The sequence below is a fragment of the Shewanella jiangmenensis genome, from assembly GCF_018596335.1.
GTDB classification, from domain to species: Bacteria; Pseudomonadota; Gammaproteobacteria; order Enterobacterales; family Shewanellaceae; genus Shewanella; species Shewanella jiangmenensis.
On sequence record NZ_JAHEPS010000002.1, the window covers coordinates 142,983 to 165,146 of the forward strand.

Genomic DNA, 22,164 nt, shown 5'->3' on the forward strand with positions numbered 1-22,164 from the left:
CAGTTTGATTAGAAGGTAAATTGTCATGAAGAAACAACAAGGTTTTACTCTGATTGAGTTGGTGGTGGTTATCATCATCCTCGGTATTCTGGCTGTAACCGCGGCACCTAAGTTTATCAACCTGCAGTCGGATGCAAGATTGAGCGCTTTGAATGGCGCTAAATCCGCTATCCAGGGTGCGAACTCTTTGGTTTACTCTAAAGCGGCGCTCGCCGGTGTTGAGCGTACTGCAAGCAATGGCACACCTGCACCGTCAGTGGATATTGGTACAGGTACCCCAGCGGTGACCCAATTTGGGTATATTCAGGCGACTCTTGCTGAACTGGAAAACGCCGTTGATATGGATTTTAACGTTGGTACAAGCCCAACAGATCCGACTATCACTACTGACAATAACGCAGAGTGGACTATTTGGACTGTCAATGGCGTAGCTACCATTTGGCAGACAGGTTCTCCTGCAGCCTGTAGCTTCACCTATACCCAGGCGGCAGATGCCAATACACCTCCGGTATATAGCGTTATGCCAACAGCCGACGACTGTTAATTAGTCCTAACGAAATGGCCCGCTTCGCGGGCCTTTTTGCTTTATGGGCAAGTGCTTGGCGTCGCCAAATTTGCCTTGTGAGCCAAGTTGTTGGAAACTTGGAAGACTGACATCAGGCCGTTGGGCTCCGAATGCACAGCCACTCTCGCACCTTTCATTTGCCGCGCCGCCGGGCAGGGGGATTTACCCTGGTTGAGCTGGTGACCACCATCATCCTGATTGGGGTGCTGGCGGTGGTGGCTATTCCGCGTTTGTTATCCTCCTCATCCTACAGTGCCTATGCGCTTCGCAGTGAATTTATGGCTGAGCTGCGTAAGGCGCAGCTGTTCGCGCTAAGTAATGGTGATATTTGTGTGCGTGTGGCGGTGAGTGCTGCTGACGGATATAGGATGGAGCGCTACAGCAGCCGCAGCACTAACCAGTGTTCCGGCGCGCTTGATAACAGCAATCTGCCCGATTGGCAGCCCTTTCAGGGTGGCAGCAGCCTTAAGTTAATTGCGTCGGGCACCAGTTTTTCGCTGGACTTTGACCCTCTTGGCCGCCTGCCGCTTTGCAGCGGCGATTGCATTGAGGTGATTGCCGACGAGACGCTGGTGATTGCCATTGAATCTGAGGGCTACATCCATGCGCGTTAAGCCCTTCTCCGCCACTTGCCCACGCATCGATGGCGGTTGCAGTCAGGCTGGCTTTACGCTGGTGGAGCTGGTCGTTGGTATGGTGGTGCTCTCAATCGCGCTGGTAATGCTCTCGACCATGTTATTTCCCCAGGCCGACCGCGCCGCCATGAGTCTGCAGCGGGTTCGCAGCGCTGAACTGGCCCATTCGATTATCAATGAAATCTGGGGTAAGCGGTTTGATGAAAATACCAATATCAATGGCGGCGTGCCGGCCTGTGGCTCGCCTGCGGGCTTGCCTTGCAGTTCAGTGATGGGGCCGGAAGCGGGCGAGGGGCGTAATGACTTTGATGATGTGGATGACTACCACGGCCTCACTCAGGATGCCTTGATGCTCAACTCGACCGAGCGCTACAGCGACCGCTATCCAAATTATCGCCTGACGGTCGAAGTAAGCCGCCAAAGCAGCGCAGCCGCTGACAACAGTGCCGACAGCAAATTGATTGCAGTGCATGTGACCACCCCCGCCGGCGAAACCATCACTTATCATGCTCAGAGGAGTAACTACTGATGCGCATTTTAAGGAGCCGCTGATGCGCATGTTAAGGAGCCGCGGCTTTACTCTGGTGGAAATGGTCACAGTGATTTTGGTGCTCGGGGTGCTCGCGGTCGGCGTCAGCAGTTTTATTATTTTCGGCACCCGCATTTTTGTGGAGTCATCGGCGGTGGAGCAGGTCACAGGCGAGAGCCGCTACGCCATCGAGCGCATGACCCGCGATATCCGCGCAGCATTGCCCGGCAGTGCGCGCCTTGCTAGCGGCAATAGTGGCAGCGAGAGTTGGCAGTGTCTTGAATTGGTGCCGATAGCTGCGAGCAGCAGTTACCTCAGCATTGGCCTTGCCAGTGGCCCTGCGTCCAAAACTGCAACCCTGTTTCGCGATGCGCCGCAGACTGGTATCGCCGTGGGCCAGTTTGCCTTTGTTTATCCGTTGGCCGAGAGCGATGTGTATGCCAATCCAGCGGGCAATTTGGGTAAGCGTTTTGTGGTGCAAAAGGTGACTGAGGCAAGCGCTGCCGACACCATAGAGCTTGAATTTGCCACCGCAGTGCGTTTTAGCGAAGCCTCGCCGAGCCGGCGGATTTTTTTAACGGGCACGCCGATAAGCTACTGTTTTATTGGTGACGTCTCAGGTGGCGATATCAAGCTATGGCACTTTGCCGGTTATGGATTCTCGCCTACGCAGCCCGATGTGCCTGCCATGCGTGCGGGCGGCCAGGCGGCCTTGATGGCGCAGGGCGTGGTTAGCGCGGCCCCACTGTCGCTCCTGCCATCGACCCTGATGAATAATGCGGTTATTCAGTTGGATGCGGCTTTCAGTGTTAACGGCCAAAGCTTTGGCTATCAGCATCAGGTGCAGGTGATCAATGTCCCCTAACGCTAAACGCAACTTGCGGCCTGCCAATTTCCCTAAAAGGCTTGGTAAAACCCGCCAGCGGGGCAGCGCGCTTATCATAGGTATTTTTGTGATAACTGTGATGTTTTTGCTGGCGGCGGCGCTTATTCGTATGAGCAACGACGGCGATGAGGCCTTAACGCTTGAGGTGTGGAGTACCCGCGCGCTGGCCGCTGCCAACAGCGGTGCCGATGTTGCCATGGGTAAGCTTTATCCGCTGAATGGCGGCACATCGAGCTGTGCCAATGTGCCCGCAAGCTGGAATGTGCCGGCTGTGGTAGGTTTTCATGGCTGTAGCGTCAACCTGTCGTGTACAGATTATGTCAGCGATGGTGAGCATCAGTACCGTTTGGTCAGCCGCGCCGTGTGTGAAAGTGGCGCGCTCAGGGTCAGTCGCAGCGTGGAGGTCAGTGCCCGTGGTGTGGACTAATCTGATGTGGACAAATGCAGCGTGGATAAATGCAGCGTGGACAAATGCTACGTCGACAAAAGTGGTGTGGCGCGGCGTTGTGTTAGCAGTGTTGCTGATGCTGTGGCTGCCCGCCATGGCAGTGCCCCTTTGCAGCGATATTTTTACCAAACCGCCGACCGGTAATCATTTCCCCGGCCTCTTGCCGCCCGCTAATCTGGAACCAAGCCGTGGCGTTTTTGAATGCGATAAGCACGGCTGTAACCAGCGGCAGAATTACACGCCCGGCGATTACAATTTTTCCGCCGGTGACTTTAAAAACGGTAATTTTATCAGTACCAATGGCGCCAGCACCCGGCTCTACTTTAATTCCTTATCTATGAGCCAGGCCCACATCAACGTTGGTGGCAAGGCGAGCGATCTCATCATTTATGTGCGCGGCAGCTTTTCGATTGCCGGCCAAAACACCCTCAATGCCATAGTGTATGTCGCAGGTGCGGTGCACATTACCGGCAATGCCACGCTGAATGGCGCGATTGCGTCTGGCGGGCCTTTGGTCGGCGGCGGCAGCAGTAATATCAATATCGACCTGTCGCAGGTGGATAATGCCGACTTTGGCGGCATGTGTGACGATGGCTCCAATTCGGCCATCGACCACTTTTTGATGCGTTACAGCGCCAGTCCACTGACCTGTAAGGCTGAGCCCGTCAGCGTATATGCCTGTAAGGATGCCAGTTGCAGCAGCTATGAAACATCGGCCATTACAGCAAGCCTCACTGCGGCCAATGCCGTTACCGGCTGGGAAGGCGGCAGTCAGCTGACCCTCACTAATGGCGTTGGCAGTAAAAACCTGTGGCATACGGTCACAGCGCCGCTGGTCACCATAGGGGTTGGCAGTGCCAGTGTCGCAGCAATCAATCCCACCCTGTGCCAGCGCGGTAACAACACCCCGTCGGTGGCGGCCTGCACCATCGCCTTTGCCGACAGTGGCCTTATTTTGGATGTGCCGGACAAGCTTGCGGCCAAATCCGCGACCGTTACCCTGAGTGCGGTGCGAAAGGATAATCAGAGTCAGCGCTGTGTGCCTACGTTCCAGAATGTGAGTAAAAACATTCAGTTTTGGAGTGAATATCAGGACCCGGCAACTATATTTGGCAGCCCCAGAGTGTCGGTGAATAACACCAATGTCGCGACGTCAGCATCGAGCCCAACCTCGTTGCCGCTCGCCTTTAATGCCAGCGGCACGGCTACGCTGAATGTAAATTACCCCGATGCCGGCAAGCTTGCCCTTAATGCGCGCTACATCGGCTCCGCCAGTGAAGGAAACCTGCAGCTTGAGGGCAGCGACAGCTTTGTCAGTTTCCCCGCAGGCATGTGTGTTCAACCCGTTGATGCCAATGCCTATTGTGCGAGCGGCGATGAGACCTGTGCGGCCTATAAAAAGGCTGGTGATAGCTTTGGGCTTAAGCTGAGCGCCCATGCCTGGGTCACTGATAACGACACGAACTTTTGCGACAATCCCACCACGCCCAACTTTGCCAGACAAAATATAATGCTTAATCATGAGCTTGTTGCGCCTACGCTTGGCAGCAGCGGCGCACTTGGTACTGCCACTTACGCGCATCAGGCCGCGTCGAGCGCCAATCCCTCGGCGGCGAATACTGTGGCTCAAAGTATCAGCGAGGTCGGGGTGTTCAGGTTTGGTACGGCGCCGTTCAGCGCCTATCTTGGCAGCAACGCCTTTACCGTGCCTGCGGCCAAGTCGGTGGATACGGGGCGCTTTGTGCCGGCGAGTTTTGACCTAACGGGCGTCTCACTGACGCCGGCCTGCAGCGGATTCAGTTACATGGATCAGCCAACGCCGCTCGCCATGACCATAGAAGCCAAAAACTTAAATGGCGCCCTGACTGAAAACTATCAGGGGGTGTTTGCCAAAGGCGTGGCGAGTCTTCATGGCGAAAACAGTGACAATGGCGTGGATCTCTACGCCCGCTTAAGCCCGCTTGCTGGCAGCTGGAGCAAGGGCATTATGGCATTTGATGTTAACCACAGATTCACCTTTGGCCGCACCACGGCGCCACTCGCCGATGGGCCCTTTGAGGCGCTGGATATTGGTTTGCAGCTCGATGATGGCGATGGCGGCATGAGCAAGCTTACGGGTATGGACATGAAGCCTGACAGCTCTGGCGATTGTACCCTGCCAAGTAACACCTGTACCGCGCGCAGATTGAACACTTCGCCGCTTAAGCTCTACCACGGCCGGGTGCAACTTGATAACACCTATGGCCCGGAAGGGGCGGTGCTGAGAATGCGCGCCCAGGCGCAGTACTGGCAGGGCAGCGCCTGGGGGGCATTGGCAGCTGACAGCTGCACCCTGGTTAACCCCGCTCTGGCAACCCAGGTTGACGACCCGTTGCTGGGCTACCGCTTCGCCCCCGCCTTATTGGGTGGCCAAAGCATACTTCGCAGCGCTGCCCCAGCCCAGTTCAGTGCCGGAATGCTGGATTTGTACTGGCAGTCACAGGGCAGCCCTTTGTATCGCGGTCAGGTAACGGCGCCGCTTGCGGTGGACGACTGGCTCAAGTGGTATTGGAATTGGGATGGCAGCAGTCCAAACAGCCTGTCTGACCCGCGAGCCAGTGCCTATTTCGGCCGCTACCGTGGCGATGACCGGATAATATTCTGGCGTGAGGTTAACTGAACTTCATCAACCCGCATCGGGCAGTGAATTATGCTGCCAGGTGGGCGCCAGCTAAAAAACTGCGGTATTTTTCACCACTTTATAAACGGCTTAAAAAAAATCACTTGATTAGCGATTGTTAACCTCGCCGGTCTTGTGGAATCAGGGTGTCATTGATAAAGTTAGCTGATTTTTCATTTTCCCTGGCTCCTCATCAAACAGGCTGGTTACATGTTCAAAAAGCTGCGTGGCATTTTTTCCAATGATCTCTCGATCGACCTGGGTACCGCCAACACCCTTATTTATGTGCGCGATCAAGGTATTGTGCTTAACGAACCTTCGGTGGTGGCGATCCGGAATGAACGCACCAGCTCTGGACAAAAGTCTGTCGCGGCAGTAGGAACCGAGGCCAAGCTGATGCTCGGCCGTACTCCCGGCAATATTCAGGCCATCCGTCCGATGAAAGACGGCGTAATTGCCGACTTCTATGTGACCGAGAAGATGTTGCAGCACTTCATCAAGCAGGTTCACAACAACAGTTTCTTCCGTCCAAGCCCTCGGGTACTGGTGTGTGTGCCTGTGGGAGCCACCCAGGTTGAGCGCCGCGCTATCCGCGAATCTGCCATGGGCGCAGGTGCCCGCGAAGTGTATCTGATTGAAGAGCCAATGGCCGCCGCTATCGGTGCTGGCCTGCCTGTGTCAGAAGCCACCGGCTCTATGGTGGTGGATATCGGTGGTGGTACCACTGAAGTGGCCATCATCTCTCTGAACGGCGTGGTTTATTCTTCTTCTGTGCGTATCGGTGGTGACAAGTTTGACGAAGCCATCATCAACTATGTACGCCGCAACTACGGCAGCCTCATCGGTGAAGCCACAGCCGAGCGTATCAAGCACACTATCGGTACTGCCTACCCCGGCGACGAAGTGCTGGAAATCGAAGTGCGCGGCCGCAACCTTGCCGAAGGTGTACCAAGAAGCTTTACCCTTAACAGCAACGAAATTCTGGAAGCGCTGCAAGAGCCGTTGTCCGGTATCGTCAGTGCTGTGATGGTGGCCCTCGAGCAGTCGCCACCGGAGCTCGCCTCTGACATCTCCGAGCGCGGCATGGTGCTGACCGGCGGTGGTGCGCTGCTGCGTGACCTTGACCGTCTGCTGATGCAGGAAACCGGCATTCCAGTGATGGTTGCAGAAGATCCGCTGACCTGCGTAGCGCGCGGCGGTGGCAAGGCACTGGAGATGATCGACATGCACGGTGGCGATCTCTTCTCCGAGGAAAACTGATTTCGGGGATTAAGAGGCGGTAACACTACCGCCTCACTTGTTTTATGAAGCCAATCTTTGTTCGTGGCGTCTCCAACCAATTCAGGTTGACCCTTGCCGTCATCATGTCGGTGATGCTGATCGTTGCCAACGATCGGCTGACTCCTGTGCGCCAGTCAATGGCGACTCTCCTTAGCCCTTTACAATATCTCGCCAGTGTCCCCGGGGATATGCTGGATAATTTTGCTGAAGCCATTGCCACCCGCAATATGCTGCAGCGCCAGAATGCCGAAATGCTGCGTCAGCAATTGATGATGAGCGAGCGCCTGCAGCGTTTTGAGCATTTGCGTCAGGAAAACGAGCGCCTGCGGTTGCTGCTTGGCTCACCGGTGCACATGGATGCACGCAAGATGGTGGCCGAGGTGATGGAAGTGGCGAGCGACCCTTTTCATCAGCAGGTGGTGATTAACCGCGGCCTGAAAAACGGTGTGTATGTGGGTCAGCCTGTGCTTGATGCCCAGGGCGTGGTCGGGCAGGTGGTGGATGTGAGTGCCATTACCGCCAGGGTGCTGCTGATGTCTGACACCAGCCATGCCATTCCGGTGCGTATTACCCGTAACGATGTGCGCATGATAGTCAATGGCACCGGCGAGCTGGACGAAGTGGAGCTGCGCCACGTAGCCAAGAGTATCGACGTTAAAGTGGGTGACCTGCTGGTGACCTCGGGCCTCGGTCGGCGCTTTCCGGAAGGTTATCCGGTTGCTCGCGTGACCGAAGTCGAGCGCGATGAAGCCCAGGCCTATGCGCGGGTGATGGCGCAGCCGCTGGCGGCGCTTGACCGTATCCGTTATCTGCTGCTGATTTGGCCAAGTCTGGATGTTACCCCGGCCGACGCCTTGGCTCCTGGCCAGGTGCCGGCCCAGACTCCAGATCAGACGTCAGCTCAAACGCCAGCCGATGGCGCGCAAACGCCCGCTGCTGATCAGCCTGTGGGCACAGCGGCGCCACAAACAGGCGCGCAATCTGCTACTGAGACCGGAGCGCAAGCTGCGCCGCAAACGCAGCAGCAAGCTCAGCCTAATACGCAGGCACAATCGCAGCAGCAATCGCAAACGCAGCCGCAGACTCAGGCAAATTCAGCTGCGCAAAATAGTACAGCGGCTAGTGCTTCAAACACGGCACAGCCAAATCCAGTCCCCGCCGAGGGTAACAACACCGCTGCGGAGGAAAGACGATGAGTCTGCAGGCACCCAATGGCCGGCTGATTGTCTGGCTGACGCTGTTTGTTGGTCTGCTGATGCAGATTATTCCGCTGCCCGAGATAGTCGAGGCGTGGCGCCCGGACTGGCTGCTGCTGGTACTGATTTACTGGACCATGGCATTGCCGCACAGATACAACATCCTCACCGCCTGGATTTTGGGGGTGGCGCTGGATGTGCTGCTTGGCTCCACCCTTGGGGTCAGGGCACTTGGATTCTCGCTGGTGATTTATGTGGTAGCGCTGCACTTCCAGCGGATGCGCAACTTTACCATCTGGCAGCAATCACTGCTGGTGGCCTGTCTGGTGGGCGTGTATCACCTGGTGGTGTTCTGGCTGCAATATGTGCTCACCAAGGCCACCTACAGCCATGATATCTTCTGGCCCATGGTGTCGAGCCTGGCGATTTGGCCCTGGGTGTTCTGGAGTCTGCGCCGTCTGCGCCGTGGCTACAAAGTAAGATAGGTAAAGCGAGAAAACTCAAATGACCCTGATCCTGGCGTCTCAGTCCCCCCGTCGTAAAGAATTACTGGCTCAGGCCGGCCTTGGCGTGGCTAATTTCCGCTTTGAACGGGTTAATCCCGATATCGATGAAAGCGCGCTTGAAGGCGAAACGCCATCGGCCTACGTCGGCCGCCTGGCGCTGGAAAAGGCTCGCGCCGGATTGGCGCTGTGCAGCGAATTTGAATCACCCGTGGTGCTCGGCTCCGACACCATAGTAGTTCTCGATGGAGCGCTGCTTGGTAAGCCTGCCGACAAGGCCGAAGCCGCCGCCATGCTGCGCGCGCTGTCCGGCCGTCGCCACGAGGTGCTGACCGCGGTCGCACTCACAGACGGCAGCCGCGCCCTGTGTGATACTGTCACCACCAAGGTGCAATTTGCCGCGCTCAGCGAAGGCGATATTCTGGCCTATGTCGACAGTGGTGAACCCATGGACAAGGCCGGTGCCTACGGCATTCAGGGCCTTGGCGGCGTGTTTGTTGAAGCCATTGATGGCAGTTACAGCGCCGTGGTTGGCTTGCCGCTGGTTGAGACCCGCCGTTTGCTGGCGCAATTTGGTCTGGTGTGAGCCTTTCGATTAACTGCCTTTCCCTGAGGGGAAACCCGTGGACAGCCCTATGAATTCCAGTCAGAAGAATCCCCGCAAAATTGGCTCCGAGCTGCTGATAAACGTTACGCCCAACGAGGCCCGGGTGGCGCTGGTTGAGCACGGCGTGCTGCAGGAAGTGCACATAGAGCGGCGCATGAAGCGTGGGCTGGTGGGCAATATTTACAAGGGCAAGATAAGCCGGGTGCTGCCCGGTATGCAGGCCGCGTTTGTCGACATAGGGCTCGACAAGGCGGCCTTTTTACATGCCTCTGACATAGTGCCGCACACCGAATGTGTGGCCGATGTGGAAAAGGGCAACTTTGTGGTGCGCGACATCGCTGAGCTGGTGCGTCAGGGGCAGGACATCATGGTGCAGGTGGTAAAAGACCCGCTCGGCACCAAGGGTGCGCGCCTGACCACAGACATCACCCTGCCATCGCGCTATCTGGTGTTTATGCCGGGCTCAAGCCACGTTGGCGTGTCGCAGCGCATCGAATCGGAAGAAGAGCGCACCCGCCTTAAAAATGCCACCCTGCCATTTGTCGATGAAGATGGCGGCTTTATTATCCGCACCGCCGCCGAAGGAGCCGGTGAAGAAGAGCTGCGTCAGGACGCCGCGTTTCTGCGCCGGGTGTGGGCCAAGGTCACTGAGCGTCGCAAGCGCAAGGGCAGCACGCTTCTTTATCAGGATCTGGCGCTGCCGGTACGCATAGTGCGCGACTTTGTCGGTACCGAGCTTGACCGTATTCAGGTGGATTCCCGCAGCACCTTTGAAGAGCTCAAGCACTTTGCCCAGGAATTTATGCCGGAGTTTGAAGAGAAAATCGAACTCTACAGCGGCAGTGTGCCGATTTTTGATTTGTATGATGTTGAAAACGAAATCCAGCGGGCGCTGGGGCGTAAGGTGGAGCTTAAGTCCGGCGGATATCTGATTATCGACCAGACCGAGGCCATGACCACGGTGGACATCAATACCGGCGCCTTTGTTGGTCATCGCAACCTCGAAGAAACCATTTTCAACACCAACCTCGAAGCGACTCAGGCCATTGCAAGGCAGCTGAGGCTTCGAAACCTTGGTGGCATTATCATCATCGATTTCATCGACATGCAGAGCGACGATCACCGCGAGCGGGTGCTCTCAAGCCTCTCATCGGCGCTGGCCCACGACCGGGTAAAGACCAATATCAGCGGCTTTTCAGGGCTTGGCCTGGTTGAGATGACCCGCAAGCGCACCCGCGAAAGCCTGGAGCATGTGCTGTGCGGCGAATGCCCGGCCTGTAAAGGCAGCGGCTCGATGAAGACGGTTGAGACCGTGAGCTACGAGATTTTCCGCGAGATTATCCGTCTGAATAAAGCCTACAAGGCCGATGAATTTCTGGTGTACTGCGCCCCTGCGGTGCACGCCAGCCTGCTTGGCGATGAGCATCATCATGTCGCTGAACTCGAAGTGTATATTGGTAAGCGCATCCGGGTGCAGCAAGAGCCCCTGTATGCCCAGAACAAGTTTGATGTAGTGATGGTGTAGCGTGGCTGGACTGTGGCGTCCGGCCAAAATTGGCCGGATAACGGGATTGATATTGGCGACCTTGCTGGTGCTGTTTGCGCTGGTGGTCAGTCTCATCCGCAGTTTGCTGCCGCAGCTCCATCAGGCCCGTGACAAGGTTACCGACTATCTGTGGGACAACTATCGGGTCAAGGTCGAAATCGTCGAGCTGTCGGCCGAGTGGCAGGCCTTTGGCCCGGCGCTGACGGTCAAGGGGCTGGTGCTGCCGACCCAGGACGGATTGCCGCTTAGCCTCAGTATCCAGCGCACCGAAGTGAAGCTGGATTTCTGGCAGACCCTGCTTGAGCGCTCGCCCTCGGTGGAGAACGTGGTGTTTGACGGGGTGAAGGTGAGCCTTGACCTCGATGCCATGGGCAAATCCGGTAAAAGTGGCGACAGCAGCACGGCCAAGCCGGCTCAGGCGGGTGCGGGAGACTGGCTTTACAAACTGCTTTTGGAGCAGCTACAGCATTTTGGCATGCGCGAAGCCATGCTGGAGCTTAAAAGCCGCCATCATGATTTCAGGCCGATTTACTTTGGCGACTTGCGCTGGCGCAACCTTGGCAACCGCCACCGCGCCGAAGGCTATGTGTATCTGGATGCCGACGCGCCGCTGGCCGAGCGCCTGCAGCTGCAAATCGACTTGCAGGGCAACGGCAACGACCCCGACAGTATTCACGGTCAAGCGTATCTGTTGGCCAACTCCCTCGATGTAGGCGAGTGGGCCGCCCGCCGCCCCAATCCCTTTGAGCAGACACAGCCTATGCCGCTGGCTGGGGTCGTCAACCTGCAGGCCTGGGCTCAGGTCGCGAATCGCTCGATTAGCTCGATTCTGGTGCAGTTTGATCCCAGCTATCTTGAGTGGCCGACTCCGGCAGGTGTTAATTCCACAGTGCTAAACGGCGCGCAGCAATCCTTGGACGGCAACGGCAACGGCAACGGCAACGGCAACGGCAACGGCAACGGCAACGGCAGCGTGCAGCGCCTCGAAGTGGCCGGCGGCGCTGTGCTGTGGAAGCAGCACGGTCAGGGTTGGCTGCTTGGCAGCGACGCACTGGAGCTTGCCAGTAACGGTATCGACTGGCCTATGCCGGAATTTTCGGCCAAATTCGACGGCGAGCAGCTCAGCGCCGAGTTACGGGCGCTCGACATTGCTGCGCTGCTGCCGCTTACCCCGCTTATTCCCGGCCTTGGCAAACAAGGGCTTGAGACTGTGCTCTCCATGGCGCCCACCGGCCGGTTGGATGACATCAGGTTTAACTGGCAAAGCGCGGCTTCGGAAGTTTCTTCAAAGGATGCTCTTGCAAAGGACGCGCCTGCAGCGCAGGCTGCAGCCGAAAACGTGGCTTCTAACGTGACAGCAAAAAGCGGCTCAGACTCGGCGCCATCAACCAAAGCCGCCGGGCTGCCCGGCGAGTGGCAGATGAGTGCCCGCCTTGCCGGTCTTGGCTGGCAGGCCGAGGGCGCGGTGCCCGGTTTAAGTCCGCTCAGCGCCCGCCTTTATGCCAACAACGACGGGGTGCGGGCTTCCCTTGGGGCGCAGCAACTTAGCGTGGATTTTGCCGAGCAGTTCAAGGCGCCGCTCAGTTTTGACAGCCCGGGAATTGAGCTTGGCTACAACTTTGCCGACCAAAGCCTGATGTCGCCGTCGGTACAGCTGTCCAACGGGGACTTGGCGCTGGATGCGGCGGTGAAATTCAGTTTTGCGCCACGGGCGGAGCTATCGCTTGCGGCCGATGTTACAGTGCACGATGCCTCCCGCGCCGGTTATTACTTTCCACGGGGCGCCATGGGCGAGGAGCTTGCCGATTACCTCGAGGGCGCCATCATTGCCGGTCGAACCGAGCAGGCGGCAGTGGTGTGGAAAGGCGCACTTGCGGACTTCCCCTATGATGACGGCTCGGGCGTGTTTCAGGCCGGATTTGTGCTCGCCGACGGCCACTATGCGTTTCAGCCCGACTGGCCTGCGGTCACCGACTTAAAATTACGGGCTTTGTTTGAAAATGCCCGCATGGATATCTGGGTCGATGAAGGCAAGCTCAAACGGGTCGATGCCGCCGGCGCCTACGTTTCTATTCCCAGAATGAGCCACGAAACCGTACTAAAAGTTGAGGCTGCGCTGGCCACCACAGGCCCTGCGGCGACGGCCGTGCTCAAGGACTCGCCGCTTAAAGAGTCGGTGGGCGCCGTGCTGGATGTGGTGCAGGTACAGGGCAATGTGCGTGGCGATCTGGATTTGACCATTCCGCTGTACCATGGCGGCGAGCCGGACATTCGTGGTCTGGTCCTGTTTGATGATTCGCCCGTGTACCTCGAGTCGCCCGGACTGCAGCTGACCCGGGTTCGCGGTGAGCTCAGTTTCGCAAACGATGATATTCGTGCCAAAGGCCTGAGCGCGCGGGTATTTGGTCAGCCCATTACCTTTGATGTGGGCGGTATGCGGCGTGATAGCGGCTATCGTGTGACCTCGTCTTTGAAGGGCGGTTGGGATCTTGACCGGATGCCCGAGAGCTTTGCCAACCCTTTAAGCCCCTTCTATCAGGGCGTGCTGGCCTGGCAGGGTAAGCTGACCCTGGATTTGGCGGGCGGCGGCGACTATTCGCTCGATGCATCGGCTCGGTCCAGTCTTCGAAACCTCGCGCTCAATTTGCCTGCGCCCTACAACAAACCCATGGGCGAGCAGCGGCCGCTGGAGCTTAGCTTAAGTGGCAATCAGCAAAATCTCGCGCTTGGCATCAAGCTTGGTGAGCAGGGGGATTTTCGCGCCAATATCAACCCGCTTAGCGGCGTGATGGATGATTTTAAACTGACCCTGGCCGATGGCTCGCAAAAAGCGCCACTGGCCGCAAGCACTGCAGCTGATGCCTCTGATACCGCAGCGGACACAAATCCGGCTGCCAAAGTTGCCGATGCAGCGGTTAACGTGGCCGCGAGTGCAGCCGACAGCGCGGCAACGGCGGCGGCCAATGCCATCGAATCGGTCAAGGGCGCGGTGGCGGCGCTCGAGCAGCCGGTGGGGCAGGTGCTCGCCGATGGTCTGGCGGCGGTGGGCATTGAGGTGCCGCCAGGTCTTAATAGCGGTAGCGGCGAGACTAACGGCAATGCTCAGGCAAACACCGCCGCAGCCGATGTTGCCGGCGATTCCGTAAAAGCGGCAGCAAAAGGTGGCAGCATGCAGGTTGCCCTTGCCAGTGCCGATTTTGATGAGTGGCTTAAGGTGATAAATAGCTTTATCGACCATAACGCCAGCGCCACCAACTTAGCCCCAAATACGGCTTCAAAACCCGCTGCTGATTCTGCTTTAAACCCAGCCTCGCCGAATGGCGATTCTGCCAGACAGGGATTCTTCCCGCCGCTGACCGGAATTGAGGTGAAGCTTGGCGAGCTTAAGATTTTCGGTCAGGAGCTGACCAAGCCGCGTATCCACGCCCGCCCGCAGGACAGTTTGTGGCGCATCAGCGCCGAAGCGGATGAATTTGAAGGCGATATTGATATCTTCCCCGATTGGCAGCAGGGCGGGATGAAGATCCGTGCCAGTCGTTTGTATCTTGGCCGTGCTGAGGCCGAACAAGCCGGGGATGCCTCTGCCAGCGGTGACGCTGAAGACCAAGGTATCGCTGAAGCCCAGGCTATCGCTGAAGCTCAAACCACAGCGAAAGCAACGGAGAGCGCCCCTGAGAAAACAGCCACAACCGACCCCAGCAGCTTGCCGCCGCTGGCAATCGATGTGGATGATTTCAGGCTTTACGGCAAACGGCTTGGGCATTTGGTGCTGCAGGGCCAGCCACAGGCAGAGGCTTACCGGTTTGATACCCTGTCTATCGGATCGGATGCGGCATCGCTTAATGGGCAGGGCGAGTGGCGGCCATTGGGCGACGGTCAGCAAACTCGACTTAATTTTACCCTGGGTGCCGAGCGTTTTGATGCGCTCACCGAGCAGCTTGGGCTTGAGCCCGGCATTAAGGATTCGCCGCTTGAACTCAGCGCCGAGCTGCACTGGCGCGGCGCGCCGCAGGACTTTGCCCTGGCAAGCTTAAGCGGCGATGTGAAATTCAATTTCGGTAAGGGCAGCCTGTCGGAAGTAAGCGATAAAGGGGCGCGGCTGTTTTCGCTCTTTAGCCTCGACTCGCTGGTGCGCAAGCTGTCGCTGGATTTCAGTGATGTGTTTGGTAAGGGCATGTATTACCACAGCTTTGGCGGAACGCTGGAGCTTGATAACGGCGTGGTGAAAACCCGCGACACTGAAATCGATGCCATCGCGGGAAATATGAAGGTGCGCGGCTTTACCGACCTGACCACCAAAAGCCTGAACTACGATATCCGCTTTGTGCCGCAGCTGGCCTCGAGCGTGCCGACTGTGGTGCTGCTCAGCACCAGCGCCTGGACCATGGGCCTTGGCGCTTTCGCGCTGACCAAGGTGCTGGAGCCTGTGATTGAAGTGATTTCGGAAATTCGTTTCCGTCTCACCGGCACCATGAGCGAGCCTGTGGTTGAGGAGCTTGAGCGTAAGAGCAAGGAAATCGAAATTCCTGAATCTGTGCTGCCAAAAGTGCCGCCGGCCGATGGCAGCACCGCACCGCTGCAGGTGCCACAAGAGCCTGCTTCAAATGCCGAGCCAGCGCCCAAAGCAGAACCTGAACCCAAAGCAGAGCCTGAACCCAAAGCAGAACCCACTCCGCCTCAGGCCGTCTTGCGGGCGGTAGTGCAGCCGTTACAATGGATTGATACCCCAAGCGCCGGAGAATTTCATGCAGATAAGTCTGCTGCAATGCCAGAGCAGCCGCGATGTGGCGGCCAATCTTCGCTTTATCGAATCGCAGCTTGAATCCTTGCCAAGGCAGGAGGCTGAGCCACAATTGGTGGTATTGCCCGAGTGTTGTCTGCTGTTTGGTGGCCACGAGAGCGAGCAGCTTGCCTGGTCCGGTGAAGATGAGCCGCTGAAACAGGCGCTTTCAGCGCTGGCGGCACGTTTTGGGGTGTACCTGGTCGCCGGTACCATTCCGGCGCGCAGTGGCGATGGTCGGGTTTACAGCCGCTGTTATGTATTTGATGACAAAGGTGATGTACTCGGTCACTATGAAAAAATCCACCTGTTCGATGTGGACGTGGCCGACGGCACCAAGCGTTACCGCGAGAGCGATACCTTCTGCCCCGGCGATAAGGTGGTCGTGGTCGATACCCCCTTTGGCAAGCTCGGACTCGCCATCTGTTACGATGTGCGCTTCCCGGACCTGTTCCGCGCGCTGCGCCTCGCCGGCGCCGAGATTTTGCTGCTGCCGGCAGCCTTTACCAGGGTCACGGGGGAGGCGCACTGGGAAATCCTGTTAAAGGCCCGCGCCATCGAGACCCAATGCTTTATGCTGGGCGCCGCTCAGTGGGGCAGCCACAATGTAGGCAGCCGCGAGACCTGGGGCCAAAGCATGATAATCGACCCCTGGGGTCGTACCCTGGCCGAGCTGCCTGCGGGCACAGGCTGGGTGCGGGCAAGGCTGGATATGAGCGAGCTTGCCAGGGTGCGCGCTGCCATGCCGGTGGGTGCCCATAACCGATTTGCAAAGCCGGTGCTGCTTGGCGCCGGTACATCCGAATAATCTTGATTACACAGAGAGAAGCGATGCCGTTTTTAACCCAAGTGGAACACAGCCTGCTCGGTCAGCAACTGAGTCTTGACAGTCTCGCCGACTACCTCAAGCTTATCCATGCCCATAAGGTGGATTTCTCCGATCTGTATTTTCAGGGCAGCCGCCACGAGACCTGGGTGCTGGAAGACGGCATCATCAAGGAAGGCTCGTTCCATATCGAGCGCGGTGTGGGCGTGCGCGCCATCAGCGGCGAAAAAACCGGTTTTGCCTATGCCGATGAAATCACTCCGGCGGCGCTCGAATCGGCGGCGCTGGCTGCCCGTGGCATAGCGCAGGTCGGCAACGACTTTCAGGTGCGCGCCTTTGAGCGTAAATCCGCCCATACCCTGTACGACAGCGCCGACCCCATCGCCGCGATGGAAGAAGCGAGCAAAATCGCCATGCTGCGTCAGGCCGATGCCTATATCCGCAGCCTCGATGCGCGCATCATTCAGGTGGTGGTAAGTCTCTCAGCCGTACATGAAGAAATTCTGGTGGCCGCCAGTGACGGTACTCTCGCCGCCGATATCCGGCCGCTGGTGCGTTTTAACTGCTCGGTGATCATGGAAGAAAACGGCAAGCGCGAACGCGGCGGTGCCGGTGGCGGTGGTCGCCATGACTTTGCGCCGCTGTTTGCCAACGACGACACCGGTCTGCCGGTCTGCTTTGGCTTTGCCCGCGAAGCCGTGCGTCAGGCGCAGGTTAACCTCAGCGCCGTGGATGCCCCCGCCGGTGAAATGCCTGTGGTGCTTGGCCCGGGCTGGCCGGGCGTGCTGCTGCACGAGGCCGTGGGCCATGGCCTCGAGGGCGACTTTAACCGCAAGGGCTCCAGCGCCTTCAGCGGCAAGGTGGGTCAGCAGGTGGCATCCAAGCTGGTGACCGTGGTGGACGATGGCACGCTCGCCAATCGCCGTGGCTCACTCAGTATCGACGATGAAGGCGTGCCTAGTCAGCGTACTGTGCTGATTGAAAACGGTATTTTGAAAGGCTACATGCAGGATAAGCTCAACGCCCGCCTGATGGGTGTGGCCCCCACAGGTAACGGCCGGCGCGAATCCTACGCCCACCTGCCGATGCCGCGCATGACCAACACCTACATGACTGCGGGTAAGGACAACCCAGCCGATATCATCAAGTCGGTGGAAAAGGGCATCTACGCCCCCAACTTCGGCGGCGGTCAGGTGGATATCACCTCCGGCAAGTTCGTGTTCTCCGCCTCCGAAGCCTACCTCATCGAAAAGGGCGAGATCACCCGTGCCATCAAGGGCGCCACCCTGATTGGCAACGGCCCCGAGGCCATGAGCCAGATTTCCATGGTGGGCAATGACCTCGAACTCGACAAGGGCGTAGGCGTGTGCGGTAAAGACGGCCAGAGCGTGCCGGTTGGCGTAGGTCAGCCCACCTTGAGGCTGGATAGCTTAACCGTGGGCGGTACGGCCTAAGCTGGCATTACGCGGTTATCAATAAATGCAAAAGACGACCCAAGGGTCGTCTTTTTACTTTGGGCGGCAGGGTTTGAGTCTTGTCAGTCCGGGCGATAAGTGTTTAGGATGTCCTTTACCTTTTCTTTCTCTATGTAGAAGTAAGGCAATAAAAAGCCCGCTTACGCGGGCTGTCAAAAAGTATCAACCGATGAGGCTTCCTATCGCCCCCCACACATCAGAGAGTATCAAAGGGCATGTAACCAACAGTGCCCGCTCAAGCAACCTTTTCCAAAGCGGTTCCTTCGAGCTGATGTGATAGACATTGACTATACAAACTGCTTGGTTTGGGGGCCGCGCCCCTTGCTGCTCTTGAATCATGATTTTATCCTATGATCCTAACTGGTTAAATGAAACCCCAGAGCAGACATCAGCCATAAGGCAAGACATGAAAATTGCATTTCCGAAATTTTCTGTTTGTCTAGTTGGGCTGACTCGGTATACTTAAGGTGTCTAGGCTGAAGTAAACCTTTTCTGCTCGGGTTATGCTCGACAAAAAGATGCTTCTCCGGGAAGAGCCACAGTTGATACTGTGGCTTTTTCTTTTCTATCGATAGACTAGATTATCTGACACTAAAAAATAAGTCGCAACAAGGAAGTTCCTTAAGATCTTGTGGATATCTTTTGGAAAATATCCCACGTTAGTGAAGGCTAACCTTCAGAACCACCAAGCACTAAGGTCACACAATTTAAGCTGTTATTTTGTACACTGTTAGCGCCTGAACTGATCGTATAGACTGCAAGCGTTTAAAACCCAAGATGTTAATGCCATCTACAAATAATCACAAAAAACAGGATAATCACATCTTTTGATGTTTTGCATACCATCGACTTGAAGTACCTGTTTTGAACCCGTTGAGGCTTGTCATCACCACAGCCCGCCGTCAGTTGTAGAGCGTACCGGTTGGCGTTGGCCAGCCCACCTTAAGGCTGGACCGCCTAACAGTGGGCGGCACGGCCTAAGCTGGCATTACGCGGTTATCAATAAATGTAAAAAGACGACCCGAGGGTCGTCTTTTATTTGGGCGTTGTTTTTATCTCAGTCTGGGGAGGCTTTTCCTGAGTAACCTTTGAAAAAGCGATCGCCTGTGATTAAAAATTGTAATTCAGGCTTAGCTCGATATTTCTGGGGTCGCCAAAGAAACCCTGATCGTAGAAATCAATACTGGAATAGTATTTTTCATCAAATAAGTTGTTGATATTAAGCTGAACTTTCGCATCATCCGTCAGTTGATAACTTGCCATCAGGTTCATAAGGTAATAGCTGTTTTGTTTGGAACGCTCGCCATTGGGGCCAGCGTTATCTTTATAAACTTCGCTCTGCCAGCTGAGGTTTCCGCCAACGGCCAAATCTTCCAGCGCGCCATTGAAGTGATAAAGCGAGGATAAGTGCACCAGATCCGTTGGCAGGTGAGTCCTGAAGGCGTTGCCTTTGTTATCTTCTGATTTACTGTGGGTATAGCTGAAAAACAGATCCCAGTTTTCTGTTGGTTTGCCGTTTAATTCAACCTCATAACCTTGGTTGCTTGTGCCATCAACCCCGCGCATTGGGTAGCTGCCGTCGGGTAAGGGCTTGGGATAATTCGGGTCGCGCTCAGCGACATTTTCTTTTTGCACTTTGAAAACGGCGATACTGGCTGTCAGTTTTTCATCGAAGAAATCACCTTTAGCACCCAGTTCTATGTTGTTACCCGTCATGGGGTCCAAGCGCTTATTGTTTGCGTCTTTTGCATCCTGTGGCTGGAATATTTCGGTGTAGCTGGTGTAAACCGAAATGCTCTCGCTGAGGTTGTATATCAGGCCCGCATAAGGTGTGAAAACATCGCTATTGTTGTAGTCGTCGTCTTCGTTTGATTCAAACTTGTATTGGCTAATGCGGCCACCGAGCAGCAGCATCCATTGAGTATGCAAGTTAAATTGTGTGGCGAGATAGGCGCCATTCTGGGTTTCTTCACTTTCCTGATAGTCGGGAGTGGCCTGATAATCAGGTTTGGCAATTGAGCCATCCCATTCGAAGAAATTACCTACGGCCATGCTGTCCAAGGGCCAATAGGAGTCTGACGCCGTGTTTTGCTTGGAATAGAGTAAACCTGCGGTGAGTTTATGCTCTTTGCCAAAAAGTTCGAACGGCCCTGACGCAAATAGCCGCGCAGCGTCCTGTTCACGGGTCGCCTGGTAGATCATAGACAGGGCGTCCATTCCTAAACCTGTGGTTTTATCCGGAGCGCCGTAGAGATAAAGTAAGTGGCCATCCATTTCATCTTTGCGGTGCTCAACGTCAAACTTGAGATCCCAACTATTTTCAAACCCATGTTCAAGCGTGGCAAACACGTTTGCACCATTGCGTTTCCAGGTTGACCAGGAGGCAGCGGTTGTGGTCGAGGTGGGTAAATCATTTGCGAACGTGCCATCCGCATAAAAGAGGGGAAGACCACCCCAGGTTGAGCCCTTGGGGTCCCGGTCACTGTAATCGGCGCCAAGGGTAAATAGCGTATTGTCGGTCAGGCGTGCCGTGACCACACCATAAACCTGCAGGTTTTCTTCTTCGGAAAGCTCAATGTAACTATCTGATTTTTCGTAAGCGGCGGCAAATCTGGCCTGCACGTCACCACTCTGTGTGACATCCAGCGAGGCGTCACCTTCAACGCGATAGCTATCCCATGAGCCCACCTTGGTGCTGAGATAACCACCGGGTGTCGCCTTTGGACGTTTACGGATAAGGTTAATCGCGGCTGATGGTTCACCTGCGCCCGTTAGCAGCCCGGTTGCTCCGCGAACCACTTCGACACGATCGAATAATATGGTGTCGGTGGAGGCATCATTAAAGAAGCTGGAATAGTTAATGGGTACGCCATCAAACTGGAAGTTGGTAATTGGATTACCCCGTGAGCTAAAGAAATAGCGGTTGGTTTCTGCTTTTTGAGCGTAAATCCCGGGGGTTAAAAACATTAAGTCAGCGACGCTGTTTAGCGAAAAGCTTTGAATAAACTCTTGATCGATAATGGTGACGGATTGCGGCGTTTCCCGCAGTGTCAAAGGCAGACCTGTGGCAGTCGCCGCTTTATCCAGGCGACTTCCCTTAATACTGATGACTTCGATGTCTGTATTGGACTGAGACTCAGCCGCGTAGGCGTTGGTTGTTAACAAAAGAGTGGATACGAGTGTCGCTAACAGTGATTTTTCCATCGGGATCCCCCACATTGATGCTTTTTTGTGTGCGGCATTCTAGTGGAGGGCGGTTGTAATCATCAACGTATTGATAACTATTCTCATCAAAATTTACATTCGGGAGTTTGCAAGTGCTCCCGACATCGCATGCAACCAAGGTTGGTTTGAGGGTAGTTAGCAATGAGCGGATTGGAGGGGGAGCTACTCGTCTGCTGTGTTGGTGCTGACTTGGCATTAAGCCCAATGACCTGCCTTGGTACTGGACGGGAAGCCTTTTTACAGCATGGGCGATGCGGCTGCGCCAAGCATGGGGGTGATACTCTGTCCTGCTTTTAGCAAGCCAAAACCCAGTACGGCGAACCACACCAGAGTACCGGCCAGCAATAAATAGCCACAGGTGATAAAGAGCCCATCCCGCTGCAACAGGCCTATGCTCATGGTAAGGATGGCCCAGGCGGGCAAAGCATTGGTGAAGGGAATTGCACCCAGTGGCAGCATCAGCAACAAGGCCGCAAATGTAATGATCAGGCCATTGCAGCGGTTAATGGCATGACTGCTGCTGAGCATCAGCAGGCGGGGGCGAATGTACTTGTCCAGTCTCGCTAGTAAGTCAGCCCCTTTGTGCAATGCGGGTTTGAGCTGCTCAGATGCGAATTTTCGCTCCATCAGGCTCGCGGGCAGCCAAGGAACCCGATTAAGGCAGATGCCTATGCCAATCAGTAAGATAAGTAAGCCAAATGGCGTACTGACCCCGGGGATTGAGACAGGCAACAGAAAAGGGACGGTCAGTAAAATACAAAACAGCAGCATGCCTTGCTCGCCAACGAGGTTAAGCAATTCTTTAAGACTGATGTGGCTGTTTTGAAGGGCGTTTGCCGTACCTCTGAGGGTTTCGGACAGGGTGTTTTGAGGATCTTTCAGCTGCGCGGCAACCATGTGTTTTCCCGTGGTGGTGTTGCTGCGGTAACAGACCGCGTGCGTAAGCCTACTTTGCCCAGGTTAATTGCGCATTAATGTTTTTCTGCTGCGTGCGCGGTAACGA

General features: G+C 56.1%; 16 protein-coding genes. 14 read left to right on the forward strand and 2 right to left on the reverse strand.

Annotated features, from left to right (window positions below):
* The first annotated feature begins 25 nt into the window (after window positions 1-25).
* The 14 genes from KJI95_RS06170 (at window position 26) to tldD (ending at window position 17,915) form a co-directional block, all read left to right on the forward strand.
* A complete protein-coding gene (locus KJI95_RS06170) occupies window positions 26-544 on the forward strand; it encodes a prepilin-type N-terminal cleavage/methylation domain-containing protein (RefSeq protein ID WP_214506317.1) in 519 nt (172 codons plus the stop codon).
* 131 nt (window positions 545-675) lie between these two features.
* Window positions 676-1,179 carry a type II secretion system protein gene (locus KJI95_RS06175; protein ID WP_214506318.1) on the forward strand — a complete coding sequence of 168 codons (504 nt, stop codon included), beginning with the start codon at window positions 676-678 and terminating at the stop codon, window positions 1,177-1,179.
* The gene (locus KJI95_RS06180) at window positions 1,169-1,729 is read left to right on the forward strand and encodes a type II secretion system protein (protein ID WP_214506319.1); all 561 of its coding nucleotides are present in this window, start codon (window positions 1,169-1,171) and stop codon (window positions 1,727-1,729) included. The genes KJI95_RS06175 and KJI95_RS06180 overlap by 11 nt, the downstream gene beginning before the upstream one ends.
* A gap of 22 nt (window positions 1,730-1,751) precedes the next feature.
* Window positions 1,752-2,594 carry a PilW family protein gene (locus tag KJI95_RS06185; RefSeq protein WP_214506320.1) on the forward strand — a complete coding sequence of 281 codons (843 nt, stop codon included), beginning with the start codon at window positions 1,752-1,754 and terminating at the stop codon, window positions 2,592-2,594.
* Window positions 2,584-3,042 carry an MSHA biogenesis protein MshP gene (locus tag KJI95_RS06190; protein ID WP_250885684.1) on the forward strand — a complete coding sequence of 153 codons (459 nt, stop codon included), beginning with the start codon at window positions 2,584-2,586 and terminating at the stop codon, window positions 3,040-3,042. Before KJI95_RS06185 ends, KJI95_RS06190 begins: the two co-directional genes overlap by 11 nt.
* 79 nt (window positions 3,043-3,121) lie before the next feature.
* On the forward strand, window positions 3,122-5,722 hold the full coding sequence (locus KJI95_RS06195; protein ID WP_214506321.1) for a DUF8470 domain-containing protein: 2,601 nt from the start codon (window positions 3,122-3,124) through the stop codon (window positions 5,720-5,722).
* 210 nt (window positions 5,723-5,932) lie between these two features.
* Window positions 5,933-6,982 carry a rod shape-determining protein gene (locus tag KJI95_RS06200; protein ID WP_214506322.1) on the forward strand — a complete coding sequence of 350 codons (1,050 nt, stop codon included), beginning with the start codon at window positions 5,933-5,935 and terminating at the stop codon, window positions 6,980-6,982.
* Between the two features lie 44 nt (window positions 6,983-7,026).
* Window positions 7,027-8,199: a rod shape-determining protein MreC gene (mreC, locus tag KJI95_RS06205; RefSeq protein WP_214506323.1), complete on the forward strand. Its 1,173-nt coding sequence runs from the start codon at window positions 7,027-7,029 to the stop codon at window positions 8,197-8,199.
* Complete coding sequence (mreD, locus tag KJI95_RS06210; protein ID WP_214506324.1) at window positions 8,196-8,684, forward strand: rod shape-determining protein MreD; 489 nt, start codon at window positions 8,196-8,198, stop codon at window positions 8,682-8,684. Before mreC ends, mreD begins: the two co-directional genes overlap by 4 nt.
* A gap of 19 nt (window positions 8,685-8,703) precedes the next feature.
* Window positions 8,704-9,288, forward strand: coding sequence for a Maf family protein (locus KJI95_RS06215; protein WP_214506325.1), 585 nt, complete (start codon window positions 8,704-8,706; stop codon window positions 9,286-9,288).
* Window positions 9,289-9,337: 49 nt separating this feature from the next.
* The gene (gene rng / locus KJI95_RS06220) at window positions 9,338-10,834 is read left to right on the forward strand and encodes a ribonuclease G (protein WP_214506803.1); all 1,497 of its coding nucleotides are present in this window, start codon (window positions 9,338-9,340) and stop codon (window positions 10,832-10,834) included.
* A gap of 1 nt (window position 10,835) precedes the next feature.
* Window positions 10,836-15,677, forward strand: a complete 4,842-nt coding sequence (locus tag KJI95_RS19475; protein WP_349356710.1) for a YhdP family phospholipid transporter — start codon at window positions 10,836-10,838, stop codon at window positions 15,675-15,677.
* A complete protein-coding gene (locus KJI95_RS06230) occupies window positions 15,601-16,443 on the forward strand; it encodes a carbon-nitrogen hydrolase family protein (RefSeq protein WP_214506326.1) in 843 nt (280 codons plus the stop codon). The genes KJI95_RS19475 and KJI95_RS06230 overlap by 77 nt, the downstream gene beginning before the upstream one ends.
* Before the next feature lie 23 nt (window positions 16,444-16,466).
* Window positions 16,467-17,915, forward strand: coding sequence for a metalloprotease TldD (gene tldD, locus KJI95_RS06235; protein ID WP_214506327.1), 1,449 nt, complete (start codon window positions 16,467-16,469; stop codon window positions 17,913-17,915).
* A gap of 1,131 nt (window positions 17,916-19,046) precedes the next feature.
* Here the strand turns inward: tldD and KJI95_RS06240 are convergent.
* A complete protein-coding gene (locus KJI95_RS06240) occupies window positions 19,047-21,140 on the reverse strand; it encodes a TonB-dependent siderophore receptor (RefSeq protein WP_214506328.1) in 2,094 nt (697 codons plus the stop codon).
* Window positions 21,141-21,398: 258 nt separating this feature from the next.
* Complete coding sequence (locus KJI95_RS06245; protein WP_214506329.1) at window positions 21,399-22,058, reverse strand: exopolysaccharide biosynthesis protein; 660 nt, start codon at window positions 22,056-22,058, stop codon at window positions 21,399-21,401.
* Window positions 22,059-22,164: the final 106 nt, after the last annotated feature.